Raw genomic sequence first — 19,127 nt, 5'->3', positions numbered from 1 at the left:
ATGAATAAATATATTTTGTTTGTTATTATTTAGCTGTTTTACGCAATGTTTTATAACATATACATTTTTTTTGTATCAACAATAGTGTTTATTAATTTAGCGCAGTTTTTAAGAACTATATTTATTAACCAGATTAATTAAGTTATGAAAAAACAAATTATTACGTTTTTAGTGATTTTTGTTACCTTATTTTCTGTAGATCTAACTGCTCAGAATATTTCTAAGGTAAAAGTGCCGGTTCAACATGGCAAAACTCATGCAAACCTACGGTGGTTAGAGAGTAAGCCTTTGCTCTCAAGTAATTTTAAGACTTCTATTGTACCATTTAAACTGCCTAAAAATTACAGTTTAGATGATAAAAATATAGCCCGATCGGTGGGTGATGGAACCAATATTAATGGTTGTGTGATATATGCGGACGATTGGACTGATGCAAATATGCATTATGGCATGTATTCATTAGAAGCAAGGAGGGGATTTGCCGTTAATCCGATAGCTGAAAATGAAAACATGAAATCTACAGCTGCCGGATATGCCAAAGGTAAATATTATGTGTTTAATGTAACTCAAATATTTGGAAATATTTTGGGGATATCCTGTCGTATTTATAATGCTGACACATGGGAAGAAGAAAATGGGTTCGACAATGAAAGGATATGGAACAATGTACCCATCACTTCATTGGCCTATGATGTTGTATCGGACAAAGCGTATGCATTGACTTTTGGTTCCGGACCGGAAGAGATTTGCTTAAGCGCAATGAATTTGGAAAACGGAACTTTCGAGAAAGTGTGTACTGTCAGTCAGGGCTATTATACCCTTTCATCCGCTTTAGATGGGACATTCTATGCCATTTCAGAAGATGGTTCCTTATATAAAATAGAAAAGGATGGGACGGAAACTTATATCGGTTCTACCGGATTGTCTCCCAAACACATGCAGTCTGCCGCCTGTGATCCAGCTACTGGAAAATTATACTGGGCGTTTAAAAATGCCACGGATGCGGCTTTATATGAAGTAAATACGCAAACGGCCACAGCCTATAAAATCGATGATATGCCTAATGGTGAAGAGATCATAGGCGTCTATATTGAAGCACCGGAAGTAAAAGCAACCGCTCCGGCTTCCGTTACAGAATTAAAATTCACACCGAATGCGGAAGGAAGTTTGACCGGAACTTTATCTTGCGTGGCTCCGCTCAAGAATCAGAAAGGAGACAATTTGTCGGGTACATTGAAAGTCGCCCTTTATTCCGAAATGAACAAAATTTTGGAAGAGACGGTGACTTGTGGAACCACGGTCAAAAAAGAAAACTATACGTTTAATGCCAATGAGTTATATACTATTTATGCGATTGCTTCCAACAATGAGGGCAGCAGCCCAAAACAGAGTATTACCGTTTATGTCGGCAAAGATGTTGCTAGCGCTCCGACGGATGTGGTGCTGAGTATCAATGACAAACAGGCTACATTGAAATGGAATGCGCCAACTAAAGGACTAAATGACGGGTATATTGATCTTTCTCAAGTTTCATACAAAATAGTACGCCATGTTGATGGAGATCAAGGTACATTGATTGGTACTACCGAGCCAGGAGCTACGACCTATATGGATAAACTACCTGATGTTACCGCTAAATATTGTTATGCCATAACTCCCATATATGATGGCAAAGAAGGTGGGACTGCCCTGTCTAATCAGGTTGTTTCTGCCGGAGTTTTGGAGTTGCCTTTCTATGATGAATTTGATGACGGGGAATGGTGTAATTCCCTGTACACTTATCTCGACTTGGATCAAGACGGACATGACAACATGAGCGAATGGTTCTGGAAAGAAGACGAACAGCTGATGCAGTTCTGTGCAGACAATGAGCATGTCGGCAACGATTGGCTGATAACTCCGGCTATCCATTTGGATGGTAAAAACCTGTATGACCTTGAATTTAGTATAAACATGGGTGAGCCTTCTAATTTGAGAGTGACGATCGGAACCTCTACGGATCCTAAAGATCACCAAGTCATCATGGATCTGAATAATATCTATGAAAGTTCACAGAGCTACCATTCCGCCACAATAAAAGCTCCTAAGGACGGGAACTATTATATCGGTTTCTACGCATACAGCGGTCTGGAAAGTTTCTATTTAAATTTGTTTGATATTAGATTGGAGGCAGGGCAATCTACTGATGTGCCGGATTCCGTATATAATCTTAAGGTCATTCCTGCCGCCATGGGAGAATCGTCTGCTGAAATATCTTTTAATGCTCCGACGGCATTAATCAATGGTGAACTATTGACTGATCCTTTCAAGGTTAATGTTTATCGAAATGATGGATTGGTGAAAGAGTTTGAAGTGACTCCCGGACAGGCTATAAGTTGGACCGACAATACCCCCGATATGGGATATAATGAATACCGTTTCATCGGTATGATGGGAGATCAGGAAGGTTTGGCCGCTTCTAAAAATGTATGGGTGGGGCCTGACATCTCAGAACCGGTAAAAAATATGACTATGAAGACGGTGGATGGCAATATGCACGTACTACTTAATTGGGAAGCTCCGGAGAAAGGTGCGAACGGTGGATACTTTAATATCAATGATGTAACTTACACTATATGGCGTAGTAACGGTGATGAAGATTTTACACCGTTGAAAAGCAATTTAAAGAAGTTGACTTATACGGATACCCAAATTGAAGAGGAGCTGGATGGAGAGCAGGATATTCGTTATTATGCTGTAACGGCAGATACAAAGAGCGGATGTAGTGAAGCAGAAGCACGATACCTCGTTGTAGGTACTCCTTACAAAATACCGGTACAAGAATCCTTTGCTGACGGGGTCACACATATTCAGCCTTGGACTGCCCATACTTTGGGAGACGCGTTTGGTTGGGAAACGATTTTCAAAGAGGATGGTGGCGTCTATCCGCAGGACAATGACCGGGGAATGTTACGGCTTTATAATTGGTGGGGCGGATATTGCGATGGTCGTTTGACAACTCCTGTATTGGATTTCAGTGGAAGTAGAAATCCGTCATTCAGTTTCTTCATGTTCCATTGGAATGCCGCTGATGTGGAAGCTGACAACGGCCAGACCAAAATGATCGTTGAGATCTCTGTTGACGGAGGTGAATTCCAGCAGATAGGAGAAGAGATTACGGCAGGTTACGAACGAGCAGGATGGGTGGAACATCGGATTTCATTGGCCGAATTCAAGGATGCCCAACGGGTGCAAATCGGATTGAGAGGAATTACCGATAATAGCTGGATGTATTATTATGTGGATAACATCCATATTGAAGAGCAGGAAGAATATGACTTGGCCGTATTTGGATTTGAAGGAACGAAGCAAGTATATATAAACGAGGAAGGCACCTACAAGTTACGGTACTTTAATCGTGGTCTCAAAGCTGCTACCGGATATGCCATTAATTTATATCAAGACGGAAATATGGTACAAACCCTGAACGGTGAAGAAATCCAACCGGGTGAAACTAAAGAGATAGATATGAAAATCGTGTTGAATGCATCGAAAGCAGGTAAGGAAAGTGCTTTCTATGCTGAAATTGTTTATGATAAGGATGGAAACACTGAAAATAATCAAAGTGCCACAGTGAATACTACGGTCAATAGCATATGGTATCCCGTCGTAGAAGATCTGAGCGGAGTGATAAACGATGACGAAGTGACTTTGACATGGACGGCTCCCGTAATTCCTGCGGAGATTGTTGAAACGGAAGACGGTGTGGAAGACTATGAACCGTTCGCCATTACCAGCATAGGCGACTGGATTACATACGATGGTGACCGGACGAAATCAGGTTACTTAGGAGATTTGCCGGTATGGCCGCATCAAGGAGAGGATCAGGCATTCCAAGTCTGGGCATTCGGGTATTTGGAAGGTGCCGATGCCAAGGATTTTCCGGCTTTACAACCGAGAACCGGAGAGCAGTGCTTCATCTCTTGGCATGCAAACGAGAACGTGTTGGATGCAGATGGTACTTGGTACCCAGCACATAACGATGATTATTTGATCTCTCCTGCCGTATTGGGAGGTTCAAAAGTCAGTTTCTACATCCATCGTATCAACGAGAAAACAGAGGGGGAGCATTATCAAGTCATGTATTCCACCACCACACAGGAACCGGAAGCATTTAAGGTCTTGACCGAAGGGGATGCCGGGTTTGACTGGGAAAAAGTAGAGGTTACATTACCCGCTGACGCTCGTTATTTTGCCATCCATTATATAACTCCTGAAAGTAGGTGGGGCATTTTAATTGATGATATAACTTATACATCCGGCATATTCGGATTGAAAATAAAAGGGTTCAATGTATATCGTGATGGTAAAAAACTCAATGACACTCTGCTGACCGAGCCTACCTTCAAGGATTCCAATCTGCCGGAAGGAACACATCAGTATCAAGTGTCTGTTGTGTATGAAAGTGGTGAATCGGAGGCTTCGGAAGCGGTGGAATTATCTTTCAGCAGCGGTATTAACGACGTTGAAGCGTTGCTTAATGTGTATGCGGAAGGTGACCACATTGTGGTAGTCACAGAAAATGCACAGCTGGTATCGATTTATACGGTAGACGGGAAGGCTGTCATCTCTCGTTCTGTCACAGGAAAAGCTGGTTTCCAAGTGGTAAAGGGCATGTATATTGTTAAAATCGGAGAAAAAGTAACGAAAGTTATTGTTAATGAATAATAGATGATGCATAATAAGAGACTATCTCATTCATTGTTTTGAGATAGTTTCTTTTTAAAAGAAGTATATTATGAAAAGAAATATTTTAATAGTTTTTTTATGTTTTCTGTTGAATGGGGGTATTTGCGCACAACCATTTAGAGCCGTATCGGGACAAGTAAATCAAAGTGTGGTGTCTACATCGAAAAGAGGTGGTGTCGTATTAGGGTATTGTAATGATGTGCTTGCAATGCAAGTGGGTTTAGGCGGTGAAGCTGAGATTGCTGCGGCTATTTGTATTCCGAGCCAAATGCTGGAGCCGTATATAGGTAATCAGATCAAGGCTATCCGCTTTGGGCTATTTTCAAACACCAAACAAACGTCCGTCTTCATAAAAAAAGATCTGTATGGAGAGAATGTAGCTGAGAAAATGGTAGGGACTGCCAACATCGGCTGGAATGAAGTTGATATGGATTATACAATAGAGAAAGGGGATTTGTACATTGGGCATAAATCGCTAGGAACCGATCAGATTGCCTTGTCTGATAATCATGTGGAAAATGGTTTGTTTTTGCAGAATCCGGATGGTAGCTGGAGCGATTATGCAAGAGTTAACGGCTGGAATGCATTGTGTTTGGAGATTGTGATAAATGGTGAGAACATGCCGGCAAGTGCCATGGCTATTGTAACGATCGATGATATTTATACTCAAGTCAACAAAGATTTTGTAATTTCCGGGGTTGTGGAGAATCTGGCTACATCTGTGGTTAATGAATATGAGATAAATTATTGGGTTGGTGATCAACCGGTGATAGCGCAGAAGGTTCAAAACGTTTCTTTGGCAACTAATCAGAGAGATACTTTTGAAATAAATGTACCAGCTTTGGACAAGGCAGAAGAGTATAATCTCAATATTTATATTCCTAAAGTAAACGGCATTGCTAATAGTTATAATTCTGATTTTGAATCCATAGTACATTGCAAAGAATATTTATTCCCTCGGAAGGTCGTGGTTGAAGAAGGATCAGGAACCTGGTGCCAGTATTGCGTACGAGGTATAGTCGGCATGAGAGAAATGAGAAAACGTTATCCCGACACCTTCATCGGAATCGTGTCTCACAAAAATGACGTCATGGAAGCCAGTTCTTATTCTGCTTTGCATTCTAAATTCTTTGAAGGTTTGCCTAGTGCCGTAGTGAATCGTAAAAGCGATTTAGTGATAGATCCGGGATTTGAGAACTTGGAAGAGGCTTACAAGAAAGAGAATGTTCCGGTAGATATGGGCATAGAAGTTGAAGCGAAGTTTACGGATGCCAGCAAAAATGCCATTTCCATTGTGACTACTACTACTTTCGGTTTTTCCCAGGATGGCGCATCGTACCGTGTCGCTCTTGTTCTTTTGGAAGATAGTGTGAAAGGAACAGGCAAGGCATACGAACAGTTGAATGCTTATTCCAAAGAATGGGGAGGCTCAGCGGCCGGTTTGGAAATGGGAGGTTTTGAAGATCTTCCTTACCATGTCCCGGCAGAAAAAATGGTATACGAACATGTGGCACGCGGTATTTACAAGTCTTTCATGGGGAATCTTAACAGTATTCCTTCCACTGTTGAGAAAGGAGAATCTTATAAATTTTCTTATGAAATTGATAAGACGGCTTTCAAAAATGCAAATGTGCTTGACAAGGATAAATTGGAAGTTGTAGCCCTTCTGTTAGATAATAGTACGGGTGAAATAGTCAATGCTAATAAAATAAAGGTAAAGGATTATAATGCTGTGGGCGTTAAGCATACGGAAGTGCCCAAGTGGAAAGTTTATTCCAACGATGGATGTATTTATGTCGATAACACTTATGATGAACTGCATGTGTTTACTTTGAATGGAATAGAAACCAATGTATGTAATTTACCTACAGGAATATATTTTGTAAAAATAGTTTCCGGGAATGAAATAGCAATACGTAAAGTTGCCGTAGATTAAAAGCAACTATTTTAAAATGATTGAAGGGGGAGCAAAAGTGAACTGCACCCCCAAAGTTGGACAGTAAAATAAAGGCACTATCCACAATTTTGTGTAAATAGAAAACTTCAGGATTCAGGTATTATACTTGAATCCTGTTTTTTTACGGCAAGCAACATACATCATTGCCAGCCCGGTTATATTATTCAAATACAATTCGCTATTGGTCGCCAGTAGCAGGATAATACCTACTACCAGCAGAAAGATAATAAAGTGCTTTCATTCTCCGTAGCGTATTGGCTTGCGTTGTAATTGCATAACTCTATACATCTTAACTATATTCTCGATCTCAATAAAAGTATCTGTATATTGTTCGGAACTGTTTAGAGGATGGCATTTTATCGTATCATTGGCATATTCAACGATTTGCCGTACCAAGACACCTTTCTTCATTTCAATCACCCAAAAGCTATTCAAATCATTGCCTATGCTGTTTCTGAAATCACCAATACTAAAAGGTTGAACTATTAACTTATCTCCGGGTTCAAAGCTGGATCTTGTGCCGTCATCCATGCTATCGCCTGTAACTTTAAAGGCTAACAAATTGGTTTTCATTTTTCTTTGGATAAAGCGGTTGTCAACTTATTACTATTTGTTGGCATCTTAGTTCTATTTGCGTCTCTGAACTTTAGAAAATCATCCTCCAACCCTTTTAGTCTTAAATAGTCTTGAATCAAGTTCAATGTATTCATTTGTTTTATGTTCTCACACTGGAAGAAAATGCTTTCTGCATAGTTAGAAGTGAAAACCGCAAATAGATTGTTTATATTATCCTCTAAAGACAAATCATTGCTGCTTATTGTACCTGATAAGCCCCCTACATAGTTATAAGGATTTAAGCCGTATTCAATCATTTTTGCATCTAGAGAACCGGCAAGGAGTTTGTTTATCTCATGGGCTTTCTCTACAAACTTCTCTTTAATCTCTTTCTCATCAATAAGAATTGTTTCCATAGTTGTTTAGTTTTGGCTATTGTTTGGATTTAGCTTTCTCACTTCGTCAAGGGCTATTTCTGTAATCATGTTACCCATTGTACGACCTATACGAAGCATCATTTCATAAATAGTATCGCTCATGTTCTCGTAGTCGTTTTTATCGTCAACGGTTATGTTATCTTCATCAATACAGACGCACTCGATAATCTTCTCTACTTCTACTTTAAATTCGGCTGCTGCTCTCATGGCACTTGCCAACTGTTCGTTAATCTCTAATGGAAAATACATTGCTTATATCTTTGTGGTGGGGCAATTTGAAGTTACCCCACCGGGTTAATTATCCTACTTTGATTAAATTTGCTACTTTAAATGACCTGTAAGAGGCTTTCTCATTATCATAGTAAGTTATAAGGCTCTCATTCTTTTTACGCTCTGTGCCCTTTGTTTCGGGTATCAGACCCTCTTTCAAAGTACCCCATGCGCAACGTACTTCACCGTTTAGCTTTTGGTAGAAGAACTTTACTACACCTTTCTTCAAAGCAGCTTTCAGTTTGAGAACTTGCCAGCTTTGCTTCATCGCCTCAGCCATAGAAAAGCCATACACCTTAACAAGCATCCAGCTTTGCTTCATTAACTCACTCATTTGTTTTTTGAAATTTGTTGCCATAATCATAGATTTTATGTGTTAATACTTATATCCGAAATAATCTTCCCAATAATTAATCTCAGCCTCGAAAGAAGAAATACACTCAACTTTGCTCTCTTCGTACATAGCAAATACTTCTGCTTCACTCATTGATAATACCTGTTGGTACTCTCTGCACATCTGGTTTAAATCTTCTCTTGTCATAGTTATTAATATTAGTGTATCGAACTGCGATAATTATTATACTGCAAATGTATCGTATTACAATAATATACACAAGAGATAATCATGTTATTTTCTGTAATACGATACGTTTTAACGTATTTTATTGCTTTTACACGATACAAAGTACTATATTTGCCGTATTATTAAACGATACGCAATTATGGAACTAAGAATTAGAGAAATTTTAGAAAGCAAGGAAGTTAAAGTATCTTCTCTTGCCGAAACTGTTGGAATAACAAGAGCCAACATGAGTAATATCGTTAATGGTAAATCTACTCCATCTCTTGAAACACTCGAAAAGATAGCCAACGCTTTAGAGGTTGATATTACAGAACTATTTACCCCTTCTTCATCTGGTGGCATTATTGGAGTGATCCGTATAGGAGCTACAAACTATAATATCAATAGTGTTCCGGACTTATCTCGGTTGCTGGAGAGGATAGAGAGAGGAGAAATAGTATTATAATAAATAAAAGAAAGAGCAATATGATTTGTTTTGATTTAGGTGGATCTGTAGATTGGACTGCAGTTAGCGCAATAGCAACTTTACTTATGACAATTGCTACATTTGTTACAATTATCTACACTCGTAAACAGATGAAAGAGGTACAAAAGCAATGGGAGGAAACCAATAAAGCACATTTAGCATTTAGTATTATATCTGATAGCGGGTTATTTATGCTAAAAATAGAGAATGCAGGAAATAGAACTGCATACGATGTACATATTAATATTGATGATGAATTTATAAATAAAATGTTAATAGCCGACTTTGCCGATCAGCTAAAAGGGTTATCTGAAAAGAAAATGGTATTACAACCTGGTAGAAGTTTATACTATGCTATTTCGCCTATTCGGAGTGATAAAGATGGAACAATAACCACACATAATGGTACTTATTCGCATAATGATGTCAATAAGAATCTAAATATTATACTTAAAGAGCATATTATCATAAAGGGTGGTTATAATGAACATGAAAAAATTAATGAATGCTTTTCGATAGATGATTTTGTTGGTTCTATCATCGTTTACTCTCAAACAGAAAAGGGACTTAATGAGATTGGTAAACAAGTTAAAGAATTATCTAAAACTTTGTTATCTGTAAATGATAATCTAAAATCATGAACATCTCGTAAATAATAATGAGCTTTTATGAAAAGAATCAGAGAAAACCATAAAGAATGGACACGCCATAAAAAGGAGTTGCATCGAAGAAGAAAAAAGAAACGCAAAGCATCTTTTGTACCAAGAATAGTTGCAGATACTAATATTTGGTATTATTTGGGAGATAACGAATATTTATTTGGGGAACTGAAAAAGCAATTAGCTCCAACTTATGTAACATTATGGGAACTTTGCCATACAGGTCGATTAATAAGCAATCCTTTAAAAGTGCGTAATGCTTGTAGAAAAATGCTTGAAGCACAAAAGAATATGATTTTTGAACAGCCTTTACGCTACTTAATAAAGTCATGTAATAAAAAGAAGTTCAAGCCTAATACTATACAAGAAATTTGTAGTTTATTAAAGGATTCCTCACGTATTGCAAAAGGAGCAATAATTGCAAATGACAAAAAAAACGACTTTCACAAATATATCTTAGATGAGAAACAAGGATTAAAAGATATTAAGGAATCAATGGATGAACTTGCTTTGAGATGCAAATCTAAAATTAAGAATAAAGGAAAACATAGGAAAGCATATTCTTTACCAATTATTATAGACTATCTTAATTTTCTTGCGAAACAGGCAACAAATGGCAAATATAATTTAAAGAAACTACCTTTCCGGAACTATGAGCTACTAGTTTGTGTCATGGATTTGTTTTATAAGAAGTTAGAAACAGGTTCAACAGTTTGGAAGGAAAATGACCTAAATGACTTGTTTATATTAGCTTATGTGAGAAGGGGAGATAAATATTGGACTAAAGACCGAAAATGGATTGATTTAATCAAAGAGGCAGGATGCGAAGAGTATCTTTATACAACTTAATTTTGTATTTTGAATATTTGTAAGTACGTTTGTGCATTAGTAATAAACATCAAAATCAAATACTATGATATATTTTTTCTTATGGATCATCTTTTCTATCGGTGTTGCTTCGGAAGGTGGAAAGCGTACTTGTGGCTTTTTTTACTCATTGTTATGCTCTTTGATACTTAGCCCTCTAATAGGTCTTATCTGGGTGCTATGCTGTGAAAAGCTATCCGATATAGAATACAGAAAACAGCAATTAGAAGCCACCCTAATACAAAAGATGAAAGATGCTGCGGAATTGCATGATAAAGGCTTAATGAGTGATTTTGACTTTGAGAAAATGAAATTGGAATATGAGAACCGGAATAAAAAAGATACTGTTATCAATCCGGTAAATCGAATCCTAAAAATGAAATAATTATAAAGCCCGTCCCAATAATCACCGGAACGGGCTTTTCTTTGTCTTAAACCGGTCTCGCTTCACAGCGGTACACTATCTTTAGAAAGTAGCTGCGGAAAGCTCCTTTGAAATTTTCTCCACCGCTACCCGTATCTTATCGTATTGCTTTTGCCCGGCTGCTGTCACACCGGAAGTGTATTGCCGCATCAATGAAGCGTTAATACCTGCCAACTCTGCCACCTTAGTAACATTTAGGAATGAGAAATAGTTGAAGAAAGATTGCATATCGTATTTGTAAGTAAACTCCAACTTCGGCACTTCCTTACCTTCTGCTTTCTGCATTTCCTTTATTTCTTCATACGCTTTCATCATATCCTCTTTGGCGGCTTCTGCCGTATCGCCATATCCAGCCAAACCAAAACTGGGTAAATCTTCCTCAACAAAGCATGAGTAATACCCATCGCTTGCCTTTTCCATGATAACAGTTACTTTCATATCCATTGCTTTAAAATAGGAGTACGGCAATATACCGTACCCCATTGCCTCAACATTTACAGTCTTTCAGTAAAGAAGTGAAAAGGTAGGGGGTATTACACCCCCAGAACCTTTCTTGCTTTACGTTCCATGCCTTTCGGTACTTCTTGTTTGCCATGCCTTGACAAAGCAAACTTGTTTCCCGTTTTAGGACTGTACCAAATATCATGTTCAGCCCCATGCCTGAGAACGTAACAACCTGCTGCGGTAAGTTCCGCAAAAAACTGATTGTACTTCATAATTTAAAAGACCGTTTGTTTAAGACGATACAAATATAGCGTTTTTGCTATAAACTACCAAATAAAAACATAACTATTTTGCTATATTCATGAAAAAAGTTATTTCCCTGTCTTTTGATTCAGTACCTTATCTGCATGAAGTAGCCCGGAATCAAGTACATCATAACCCTTGCTTGAAACGAAACTCGCATAAGACATGCCATCGGCTATAATAAGACCTGTGCCGGACTTTTCGGCTTTATCCAGCGTCTTGTTAGTCTTTGCCTCAGCTTCTCCATGCTCACCATCAGCCGGGACATTACGGGCAACTTCCTTGCCATCAATGGTAACAGCATAGCCCGGAGCGTTGCGCAAATTGAAAGTGTGGTTCAAATAATCAGATTCTCTTTTTTGCACCTGTACCGCTTCTTCTCCAGCTTCTACTATGGCATCTTTTACATTGGACTGAATAAGCCCTTTCAACTCATCCAGTCCGGTTAATTTAGCTTCTATGTTCATGTTCTATTGAACGGGTTCGGCTCGCATACTTTCAAGGCTATCTTTGAAAAAGTACGATCAATATTCCAAGCGAAAGTGGTAGAGCGTAAATAATAGACATGGTAAACTTCTTCACCCAAAGCAGGAACTTTAATAGCTATATCTCCTGCTGAAATCTCAGTAATAAACGCTTTATATTTATCTATGTAGTCTTTTTGACTATCTCCCATCAGGATAAATACAAGCGTTAATTCTCTTTCATCTTTTTTCGGATTATTGAATATGACACGCTTGCCATGTTCCAAACGGGATTTATTTTCAATTACCCCTTTCATCGGAGCGGGTGAATACAAACTTTCAAGAAACCCGTCTCCCATATTGACACCCCATGTTTCAAAGGCATCCTTTCCGTTAATTATTAATTCGTTTTTCATCCTACCATTTTTTAGAATTATCTTTTATTTCTTTCAAAGAACTCACTACTTCCGGGTTGGCTTTGGCTATTTTACCGACATTATCAGTCATTTCACTAATATCTCCCCATCCTGCAGCCTGAGTATTTCTCATTTCATTCACAATGCCTCCCAAAGTAGTAACGCTGGTTATTACCCCTTCTAATTTAGTTACAACACCACTTAAATCTATTGTCGGATTGCTTGTCTTATCAACGGCCAGAGTGTTTATAAGATTAAATTGCGGTTCGGGCACGTTTGGCGTTATGCAAACTGCTGACATCTTTTCATTGATGGAAGATAGTAAGGCGGTCTGTTCTATTGCCTGATTTTTCGTTTCCTCCCATGCGATTTGCCCGGCCGTAAACCTTCCGTTCAGTTCATCAATAGAATCTTGTGAAGAGGTTGCAAACCCTTTCTTTGTTGATGATTGGGACGTTGAACTATCAGAACCAAATATATCAAAACCTTTGTCTTTAGCCGCCTGCTGGTATTCCTCCAACAAACGGTTAGCTAACCCCTGTTGGTTTACTGCATCGTCTACAAGGTTATTAAGAACCTCCGTCCACTTGTTGAACTTCTGTTCATCTGATAACCCGGTGTTCTGCATTACTTCTATCATTTGACTTTGAGCCTTTTCCATCAAAGGAGCGAGTGTAACGGAGTAAACCATCTGCTTAGCCAGTGTTTCCAGCATATCGGAAACGGAATCTGTAAAGGCTTGTGCCGCATCTGTCCCATTTTTGAAAGCATCTACAAGCGCATCCGACATTGAACTACCCAATTCCCCGAAAATATCAGTAAAGTAATCGTTGAGTTCATTATAGGCATCTTCCGCTTGTTGTGCCAAATCTATCATGTTTTGTAGGGCGGCTTTACTTTCATCGGACATTGTACGGGTGTTGATGATTGTTTCTGCCAAACTCTTATCAAACTTCCCGTTAGCATCCACCAACTGAGGGTACACATCAAGTATAGAGGAATAAATATCTTTCCCTTTGCCCCAACCAAATAACCCGGTCTTCTTGTGCCCGGTCTTTATTTCAATGTTGGCAAGTCCGGCATAAGCCTTTTTGAGTTCCGCTTGTGGATTGGAAACACCGAAGATTTTTTTAAACAAAGCATCTTTAGACTGCGATTTCTTCTGTTCTGTTGTTCCGGCTAATTCTTCTTTCAAATCCTCTACGGCTTCTTTCATAACCTTTACGGCATTCGCTGCCTTTCCGTAGGCATCAGTACCGAAAATAGTAGTAGCTTTCTCATATTCTAAGTTCTGCTGCATCAAAAGAATATTGTACTCTCTTTGTTGGGCTATGGCTTCGTTCATAATCTCTTTCAGTGCGGCTTTGTGTCGAGCATTGGCGGCAAAAGCCTGCCCGATAAAATTAGCAGCTTCACCTACCGCTGCCGCAATACCACCGACTAAATCACCTTTTGCAAACCCTTCCCCGATATTGGAAACAGCACTCATAACCTGTTGCATACCACTCAAAGCGTCTGCAACCGCTGTGTTTCCCATCTCATCGAACATTTTAGATAGTTCACCTGCCGCCTCAGATGAAGCACCGCTTATTGTACCGATTGCACCGGCTATCTCTTTAAAACCTTTTGCGCCTTTGAGATCTGCGAAACCTTTTTTGAATGTTTTAAAAATACCTTCCCATTTGTTATTACTGCCTTCTTTGTTTGTCCCCAATAATTTATCGAGTGCTTTCTTTAATTTATCAAGTTCTGCCGGGCTTTTCTCAATAGTTTTCAACTGTTCAGGGGAAATGAAAGTTATCCCTTTTCCATCACCATTACCGGAAAGATATTCACGTAATTGTTTAGCTTGTGATATTAGGTTTTGCAACGCACCGAAAGACATAGAGGAAACATCACCGAATAGCAATTTAAAGAAATCATTATCTTTGGTAGCCGCTTCCGCTTGTGTATTGTTGATTTGTTGAATACCTTCTTTGATTTTGTCCTGAGCTACCTTTATGGCCCGGTCTATTTCTTTCGCATTGGCATCGGTACGTTGTGCCTGTAAAGCTACTATGTCCGCATTTCCCAACCGTTCTATCTCCGTTCTTTGTGCGTCATAGTCACGGTATTTAGCAAGAAGGTTGTTAAGCAGTGATTGAGTGTCCTTTTCCTGTTTTTGATAAGCTAGGGAATATTCCTTGCCAAATCGCGCCCTGTCTTCGGGTGACAAGGAAGTTATCGAAGTGGTAAACTGTATGTTTTTCTTTTTGAAGTCTGGATTTTCTTTTTCCCATTGCTTGCGCTCCTCATCCTGTAGCTTTTGAAGCAAGTCCCGTTCTTCCTTTAGAATCTCCTGATAGCGTTTATCATAGTTGAGGCGGATTTGTGCCAGTTGCTTTTTAGAACCTTCTTCGTCTAAATCTATTTGTTGTTGCTGAATGTCTATTTCTGATTTTATAACAGCATCTTTTATTGATTGAGCCGCCTTCTGTATTTCTTTGACGTGCTGATACGCATCTACGTAATCAGAAACTTTAAATTCCGGCTTAACAGTGTACGTTTTTGTTTTTTGGGGTGCAAGTTGTGTGTTTTGAACCGCATCAATTACAGATTCATTTTTAAACATGCTCCCTTTTAACTGAGCCATACCACTAACTTGCAAATCAATCTGTTTTTCGTATTGGTGATTTGTCTTCTCTAAGAATAATGCTTGTTTCCAGAATGAAGCGTTCTGATATTTGTCCTGTGTTGCCTGTTTCTCTTTTTGCAAATCTTCATAGAGCTTATTTTCTTTTTCTAACTCTTTCCGGTAAGACTGGAGATATTCTTCTTTGGCTTCTATCTCTGCCTGATTTGCATCCATTCCAGTAGCTATTTTTTCATCATAAAGTGCCCGTAATCTTTTCAGATTTTCGTCAATAACTCCAAATTCTTGCATCTGCTGTTTTTGCAAGCTGATTGATTCAGAGTTCTGCATACTTTGGCGTTCATCTGGTGAAGCCAACTCTTTGGCAATATTCCGCAACCCCCTTGCAAAGAAATCTATTACCTCTTTAGCCGGTCCGGTTGAGTTCATAAATGAAAGCATAAACGCCTCCCATGCAGAAGAAAGCCCCAAAACAGCCCCTTGTACATTATCAGTCATGGTATTTGCCATAGTGGTTAAATCGCCTTCCACGTTGGTAACCGCATCTCGTAGGGTATTTATCTTCTCAGCACCGGAAAGGAAAGCGTTAAATGCTGCTACACTACGTTTATCAGTTAGTTCTAATGTTGAGGCAAGATCTATTCCCTTATCTCTCAACTTTACTAATCCCTCAACCATTTCAGGGAGTGTTTTTACATTACCGCCTAACTCCTTAGCTAACTTTCCGTTGGCATCCGCTAAATTCAATATGATATTTCTTGTTGCAGTAGCAGACATCGAAGCATCAAACCCTGCATCAGCCAATTTTCCAAGTAAAGCCAAAGTGTCTTCTATGGTGAAATTAAAAGCTTTGGCAACCGGACCGACTATAGGCATTGCAGTTTGAAGGTAAGAAAAAGACAATGCACTTTTCGTTGTAGCTACAGCCATTGAAGCGACATATTTTTCAGTTTCTTGTGTTGTAGCACCAAACATTCTAATAGACGCACCTGCTAACGCTGCCGCTTCCGGTAGTTCTGCCCCTGTAGCTTGTGCAAATTTCAAAACGTATTCCGTACTATCCAATATTTCTTTTTTCGAAAATCCCAATTTAGCCAATTCGATTTGAAGGGCTGTTGCTTCGGATGCAGTATATCGTGTTGTCGCACCCAGCCTTTTAGCATCATAAACCAATTCGTTTATATTGGTTTTCGTTTCTCCTAAAATAGCTGCCAACTTTGAATTTGCTGCTTCAAAATCAACAATAGAATGAACCCCAGACTTTATGGCATCTACCATCTTTTGAAAACCACTGATAACAGCTTGCGCACCGACAAAACCCTTTATCATAGTGCTTACGCCATCTCTTACACTGGATAATCCGCCAGATACTTTTGTTTTCAGCACACCGGAAAGCCCATTCGCTATGGACTTCACATTGTTCATGGTATTACCGCCTTTTTGAAGTTCAGTAAAAGCCTGTTTTATTTCCTGCTTATATTGTTCGATTGTCATTTTTTGACGAACAAAAGCATCTGTATTGCGCTTTATGAACTCTGTGTTTTTCTGTATTCGGTTATTCATAGTAGCACGTATTTGATTGGCTTCCTTATCTTCTCCGACTACATTCTTCACAGCTATACGCAAACGTTTGTTTTGTTCTTCTGCCTGCCGGATAGATTTTACCTGAGTATTCAGGATTTTTGTAACTTCTTCTTCCGATACAGCCCGTTTCTTTGCATCATTATCAAATGCTCGCTTCTTCTTCAATTCCTCCAACTCTAATTTTATAGCTTCTATTTGCGCTTTTGAGTTTTGAATAGATGCTTTTGAAGTTTCTTGTTTCAATTTTTCAGAAGAAACAGCCTCTTTTATAGCCTGTGATATGATACGTTGGTTCTCTGTTTCTTTTTGAGTATGGTTTTGGTTAGCAGTTTCAAGTGAAGCTATTTTCTTTAAAGTCTGCTCGTATTGCTTTTCTAATGAGGCAAGTTGTTTGCTAATCTCCTTAAAAGCTTTGCCGCCCGGTTCTGATTTTGATAATTTTGCATTAAAATTAGTAGCCAATTTTTCAATCTCAGCAAGCCTTTTGTAGGCTTTATCAAGTTCTGTTACATCAGCCCGAATCTTAAACCATAAATCAGCCATTGTTACCCCTCCTTTCTGCTCTCATTCTGAAAAATTCCTCCGTTGATACTTCTACCAATTTATCTTCTCCAGCCCCCAATACTCGCAACTTATCAGCGTTCATCATCAATAGACAAGGGTAAGGAATCGTTTCAAACACTTCTTTGTATGTCAAATGTAGACTATCCATTAACGAACCCATTGCACCAAAGATTGAATTTGCACCTATTGTTTCTGCTGTCCCATTCTTTGAGCGAAATTTATCCATTTTCACGCTATCAAACAGTTCTTTCCCGTTAATCACACCGGATAATACAACGAAAGCATTTACTATCTGTTCCATCGTGGCGTAATGGGTGATATATTGATATGCCATCTTACGATAAACTTCCGGCTTATTAACAGAAACAGCATAAGAGATTGCACGGGCACACTCTTCTATGTGTTCCGGCATTTGCGCTATCAATCCCATGCGTTTCATACCTTCATTGATACTTACCTGAGAATCACCGAGAATATTTAAGAGGTCTTTAATTGTCGGTTGGTAAATTTTGTATGTGAACTTACCTAACTTCACTTCCTTGTAGTACGTTCTTAACAAAGAATCTGCTACTACTTTCGCTGCATTGTTACTCATTTTACGATTGCTTTTTTAAATTGGTTGGTAATTGAAGATACTGTGTAAAACTCATCGGCTGGGATCATCCCTATGACCGTTTCCGTTGCCTCCAGCAGATTTTCTACTTTCGCATGATTGATCAGTTGCCTGCGAATGAATATCGCTTTAAATCGGCTTAAAATACCACTTCCCGTAATAGCTATTGAAATGGCATTTGCCATAACCGGGACTGCATCAGGAATATCTTTCAATTCCTGTACGTTTAATCCTCTGAGCGTTGTTATTACTCTCTTTGCTGTTGATGGAGTGAAGCCTGATATTACATAGCTTCTGCCTGCTAATCTGATTATTCTATGATTCATGATTTCTTGTTTTTATAATACTCTAATGCTTTTTCCGGATCAATCTCCGAAACATTAACTCCTAATTCATCGGCCATGCGATAAGCTGCAATCAGACTTTTAACTTCTTGGTACGTTTCACTGGCTTTTTTATTTCTAATGCCTAAAAAGAAGCCATAAAAAGCAACATAGAACTGAATTGCATATTCTTCCAATCCATGAGAACGAAACGCTTCAACAACCTGCTTTGGGGTAATTGAAAATTCCGTATTTGAATCATTGAACATATTACGCAAGTTCTTTTCATACGGTGCATATAATTCTCTTAAAACGCTACCTATGGTTTCATTCGGTAGGCTCAAAATACTATTTTTCATAATCCCAAGTCTTTAAAGCTATAATCAGGTAATTCAATGTTTCCAATATCGGGTAGTTTAATATCCTCAATATTTAAATCGCCAATGCCAACATTCGAGAAGTCCAGTTCGCCAATTTCGATGTTTGAATAATCAATATCACCAATTATTGTTTCTGTCTCTTTTTTCAATCGCTTATACGTTTTCTGCGTATTTCCACCTTGTGATTTAGCGAGTGCCCAAAGAGCTTTGTTCTTTGCTGATTTCTCCGCACGATTGCACTTCCAGCGTTTAGAGCGGTAAGCCTCATAAAGCATAGTCCGAAGTAATTCCGTATTCTCTTCCGTCAAGGTGATGGAAGAACCGTTCATTTCAATAACGACATTATCGGGTTGCTCCTGAGTAATCCTGATTCCATCTTGTTCTATAATTGTTAGTCTCATATCCAAATGTTATTTTCATATTGCCGGGTAGATCATCCGAAGCAGACCTACCCGGAA

Annotated in this window: 19 protein-coding genes; 6 read left to right on the top strand and 13 right to left on the bottom strand. The window is 38.8% G+C overall.

Annotated elements, in window-relative coordinates; genetic code table 11:
- Positions 1-144 precede the first annotated feature (144 nt).
- Positions 145-4,707 carry a choice-of-anchor J domain-containing protein gene (locus H8744_RS15260; RefSeq protein ID WP_262435659.1) on the top strand — a complete coding sequence of 1,521 codons (4,563 nt, stop codon included), beginning with the start codon at positions 145-147 and terminating at the stop codon, positions 4,705-4,707.
- A 70-nt stretch (positions 4,708-4,777) separates the two neighbouring features.
- Positions 4,778-6,664 carry an Omp28-related outer membrane protein gene (locus H8744_RS15255; protein WP_262435658.1) on the top strand — a complete coding sequence of 629 codons (1,887 nt, stop codon included), beginning with the start codon at positions 4,778-4,780 and terminating at the stop codon, positions 6,662-6,664.
- A 258-nt stretch (positions 6,665-6,922) separates the two neighbouring features.
- Here the strand turns inward: H8744_RS15255 and H8744_RS15250 are convergent, their stop codons facing one another.
- From H8744_RS15250 to H8744_RS15235, 4 genes are read right to left on the bottom strand one after another with little or no spacing between them, the layout of a single operon-like run.
- The gene (locus H8744_RS15250) at positions 6,923-7,258 is read right to left on the bottom strand and encodes a S24/S26 family peptidase (RefSeq protein ID WP_262435657.1); all 336 of its coding nucleotides are present in this window, start codon (positions 7,256-7,258) and stop codon (positions 6,923-6,925) included.
- Positions 7,255-7,656 carry a hypothetical protein gene (locus H8744_RS15245; RefSeq protein ID WP_262435656.1) on the bottom strand — a complete coding sequence of 134 codons (402 nt, stop codon included), beginning with the start codon at positions 7,654-7,656 and terminating at the stop codon, positions 7,255-7,257. Before H8744_RS15245 ends, H8744_RS15250 begins: the two co-directional genes overlap by 4 nt.
- A 6-nt stretch (positions 7,657-7,662) precedes the next feature.
- Positions 7,663-7,926 (bottom strand): hypothetical protein, encoded by a 264-nt coding sequence (locus tag H8744_RS15240; protein ID WP_262435655.1) that lies wholly within the window; start codon positions 7,924-7,926, stop codon positions 7,663-7,665.
- Positions 7,927-7,975: 49 nt separating this feature from the next.
- The gene (locus H8744_RS15235) at positions 7,976-8,305 is read right to left on the bottom strand and encodes an SH3 beta-barrel fold-containing protein (protein WP_262435654.1); all 330 of its coding nucleotides are present in this window, start codon (positions 8,303-8,305) and stop codon (positions 7,976-7,978) included.
- A 364-nt stretch (positions 8,306-8,669) separates the two neighbouring features.
- On the opposite strand from H8744_RS15235, the gene H8744_RS15230 reads away from it, so the two are divergent.
- The 4 genes from H8744_RS15230 to H8744_RS15215 all read left to right on the top strand — a co-directional run bounded on the left by H8744_RS15230 (position 8,670) and on the right by H8744_RS15215 (position 10,907).
- The gene (locus tag H8744_RS15230; protein ID WP_262435653.1) at positions 8,670-8,975 is read left to right on the top strand and encodes a helix-turn-helix domain-containing protein; all 306 of its coding nucleotides are present in this window, start codon (positions 8,670-8,672) and stop codon (positions 8,973-8,975) included.
- A gap of 20 nt (positions 8,976-8,995) precedes the next feature.
- Positions 8,996-9,637: a DUF8453 domain-containing protein gene (locus H8744_RS15225; RefSeq protein ID WP_262435652.1), complete on the top strand. Its 642-nt coding sequence runs from the start codon at positions 8,996-8,998 to the stop codon at positions 9,635-9,637.
- A 27-nt stretch (positions 9,638-9,664) separates the two neighbouring features.
- Positions 9,665-10,504: a hypothetical protein gene (locus H8744_RS15220; RefSeq protein ID WP_262435651.1), complete on the top strand. Its 840-nt coding sequence runs from the start codon at positions 9,665-9,667 to the stop codon at positions 10,502-10,504.
- 64 nt (positions 10,505-10,568) lie between these two features.
- Complete coding sequence (locus tag H8744_RS15215) at positions 10,569-10,907, top strand: hypothetical protein (protein ID WP_262435650.1); 339 nt, start codon at positions 10,569-10,571, stop codon at positions 10,905-10,907.
- Positions 10,908-10,988: 81 nt separating this feature from the next.
- Here H8744_RS15215 and H8744_RS15210 read toward each other — a convergent pair whose 3' ends face one another.
- The 9 genes from H8744_RS15210 to H8744_RS15170 form a co-directional block, all read right to left on the bottom strand.
- Entirely contained in the window at positions 10,989-11,384 is a 396-nt protein-coding gene (locus tag H8744_RS15210; protein WP_262435649.1) for a hypothetical protein, read from the bottom strand.
- A 95-nt stretch (positions 11,385-11,479) separates the two neighbouring features.
- Positions 11,480-11,662: a type II toxin-antitoxin system HicA family toxin gene (locus H8744_RS15205; RefSeq protein ID WP_262435648.1), complete on the bottom strand. Its 183-nt coding sequence runs from the start codon at positions 11,660-11,662 to the stop codon at positions 11,480-11,482.
- 99 nt (positions 11,663-11,761) lie between these two features.
- Entirely contained in the window at positions 11,762-12,160 is a 399-nt protein-coding gene (locus tag H8744_RS15200; RefSeq protein WP_262435647.1) for a hypothetical protein, read from the bottom strand.
- A complete protein-coding gene (locus tag H8744_RS15195) occupies positions 12,157-12,573 on the bottom strand; it encodes a hypothetical protein (protein WP_262435646.1) in 417 nt (138 codons plus the stop codon). Before H8744_RS15195 ends, H8744_RS15200 begins: the two co-directional genes overlap by 4 nt.
- Before the next feature lies 1 nt (position 12,574).
- Positions 12,575-17,332: a phage tail tape measure protein gene (locus H8744_RS15190; RefSeq protein WP_262435645.1), complete on the bottom strand. Its 4,758-nt coding sequence runs from the start codon at positions 17,330-17,332 to the stop codon at positions 12,575-12,577.
- On the bottom strand, positions 17,325-17,948 hold the full coding sequence (locus H8744_RS15185; RefSeq protein ID WP_262435644.1) for a hypothetical protein: 624 nt from the start codon (positions 17,946-17,948) through the stop codon (positions 17,325-17,327). Before H8744_RS15185 ends, H8744_RS15190 begins: the two co-directional genes overlap by 8 nt.
- A complete protein-coding gene (locus H8744_RS15180; RefSeq protein WP_262435643.1) occupies positions 17,945-18,292 on the bottom strand; it encodes a hypothetical protein in 348 nt (115 codons plus the stop codon). Before H8744_RS15180 ends, H8744_RS15185 begins: the two co-directional genes overlap by 4 nt.
- Entirely contained in the window at positions 18,289-18,648 is a 360-nt protein-coding gene (locus tag H8744_RS15175) for a hypothetical protein (RefSeq protein WP_262435642.1), read from the bottom strand. The genes H8744_RS15180 and H8744_RS15175 overlap by 4 nt, the downstream gene beginning before the upstream one ends.
- Entirely contained in the window at positions 18,645-19,070 is a 426-nt protein-coding gene (locus tag H8744_RS15170; protein ID WP_262435641.1) for a hypothetical protein, read from the bottom strand. Before H8744_RS15170 ends, H8744_RS15175 begins: the two co-directional genes overlap by 4 nt.
- Between the last annotated feature and the right edge of the window lie 57 nt (positions 19,071-19,127).

The sequence above is a fragment of the Jilunia laotingensis genome (assembly GCF_014385165.1).
Classification (GTDB): domain Bacteria; phylum Bacteroidota; class Bacteroidia; order Bacteroidales; family Bacteroidaceae; genus Bacteroides; species Bacteroides laotingensis.
This window is presented reverse-complemented; position numbering and strand designations above follow the sequence as displayed.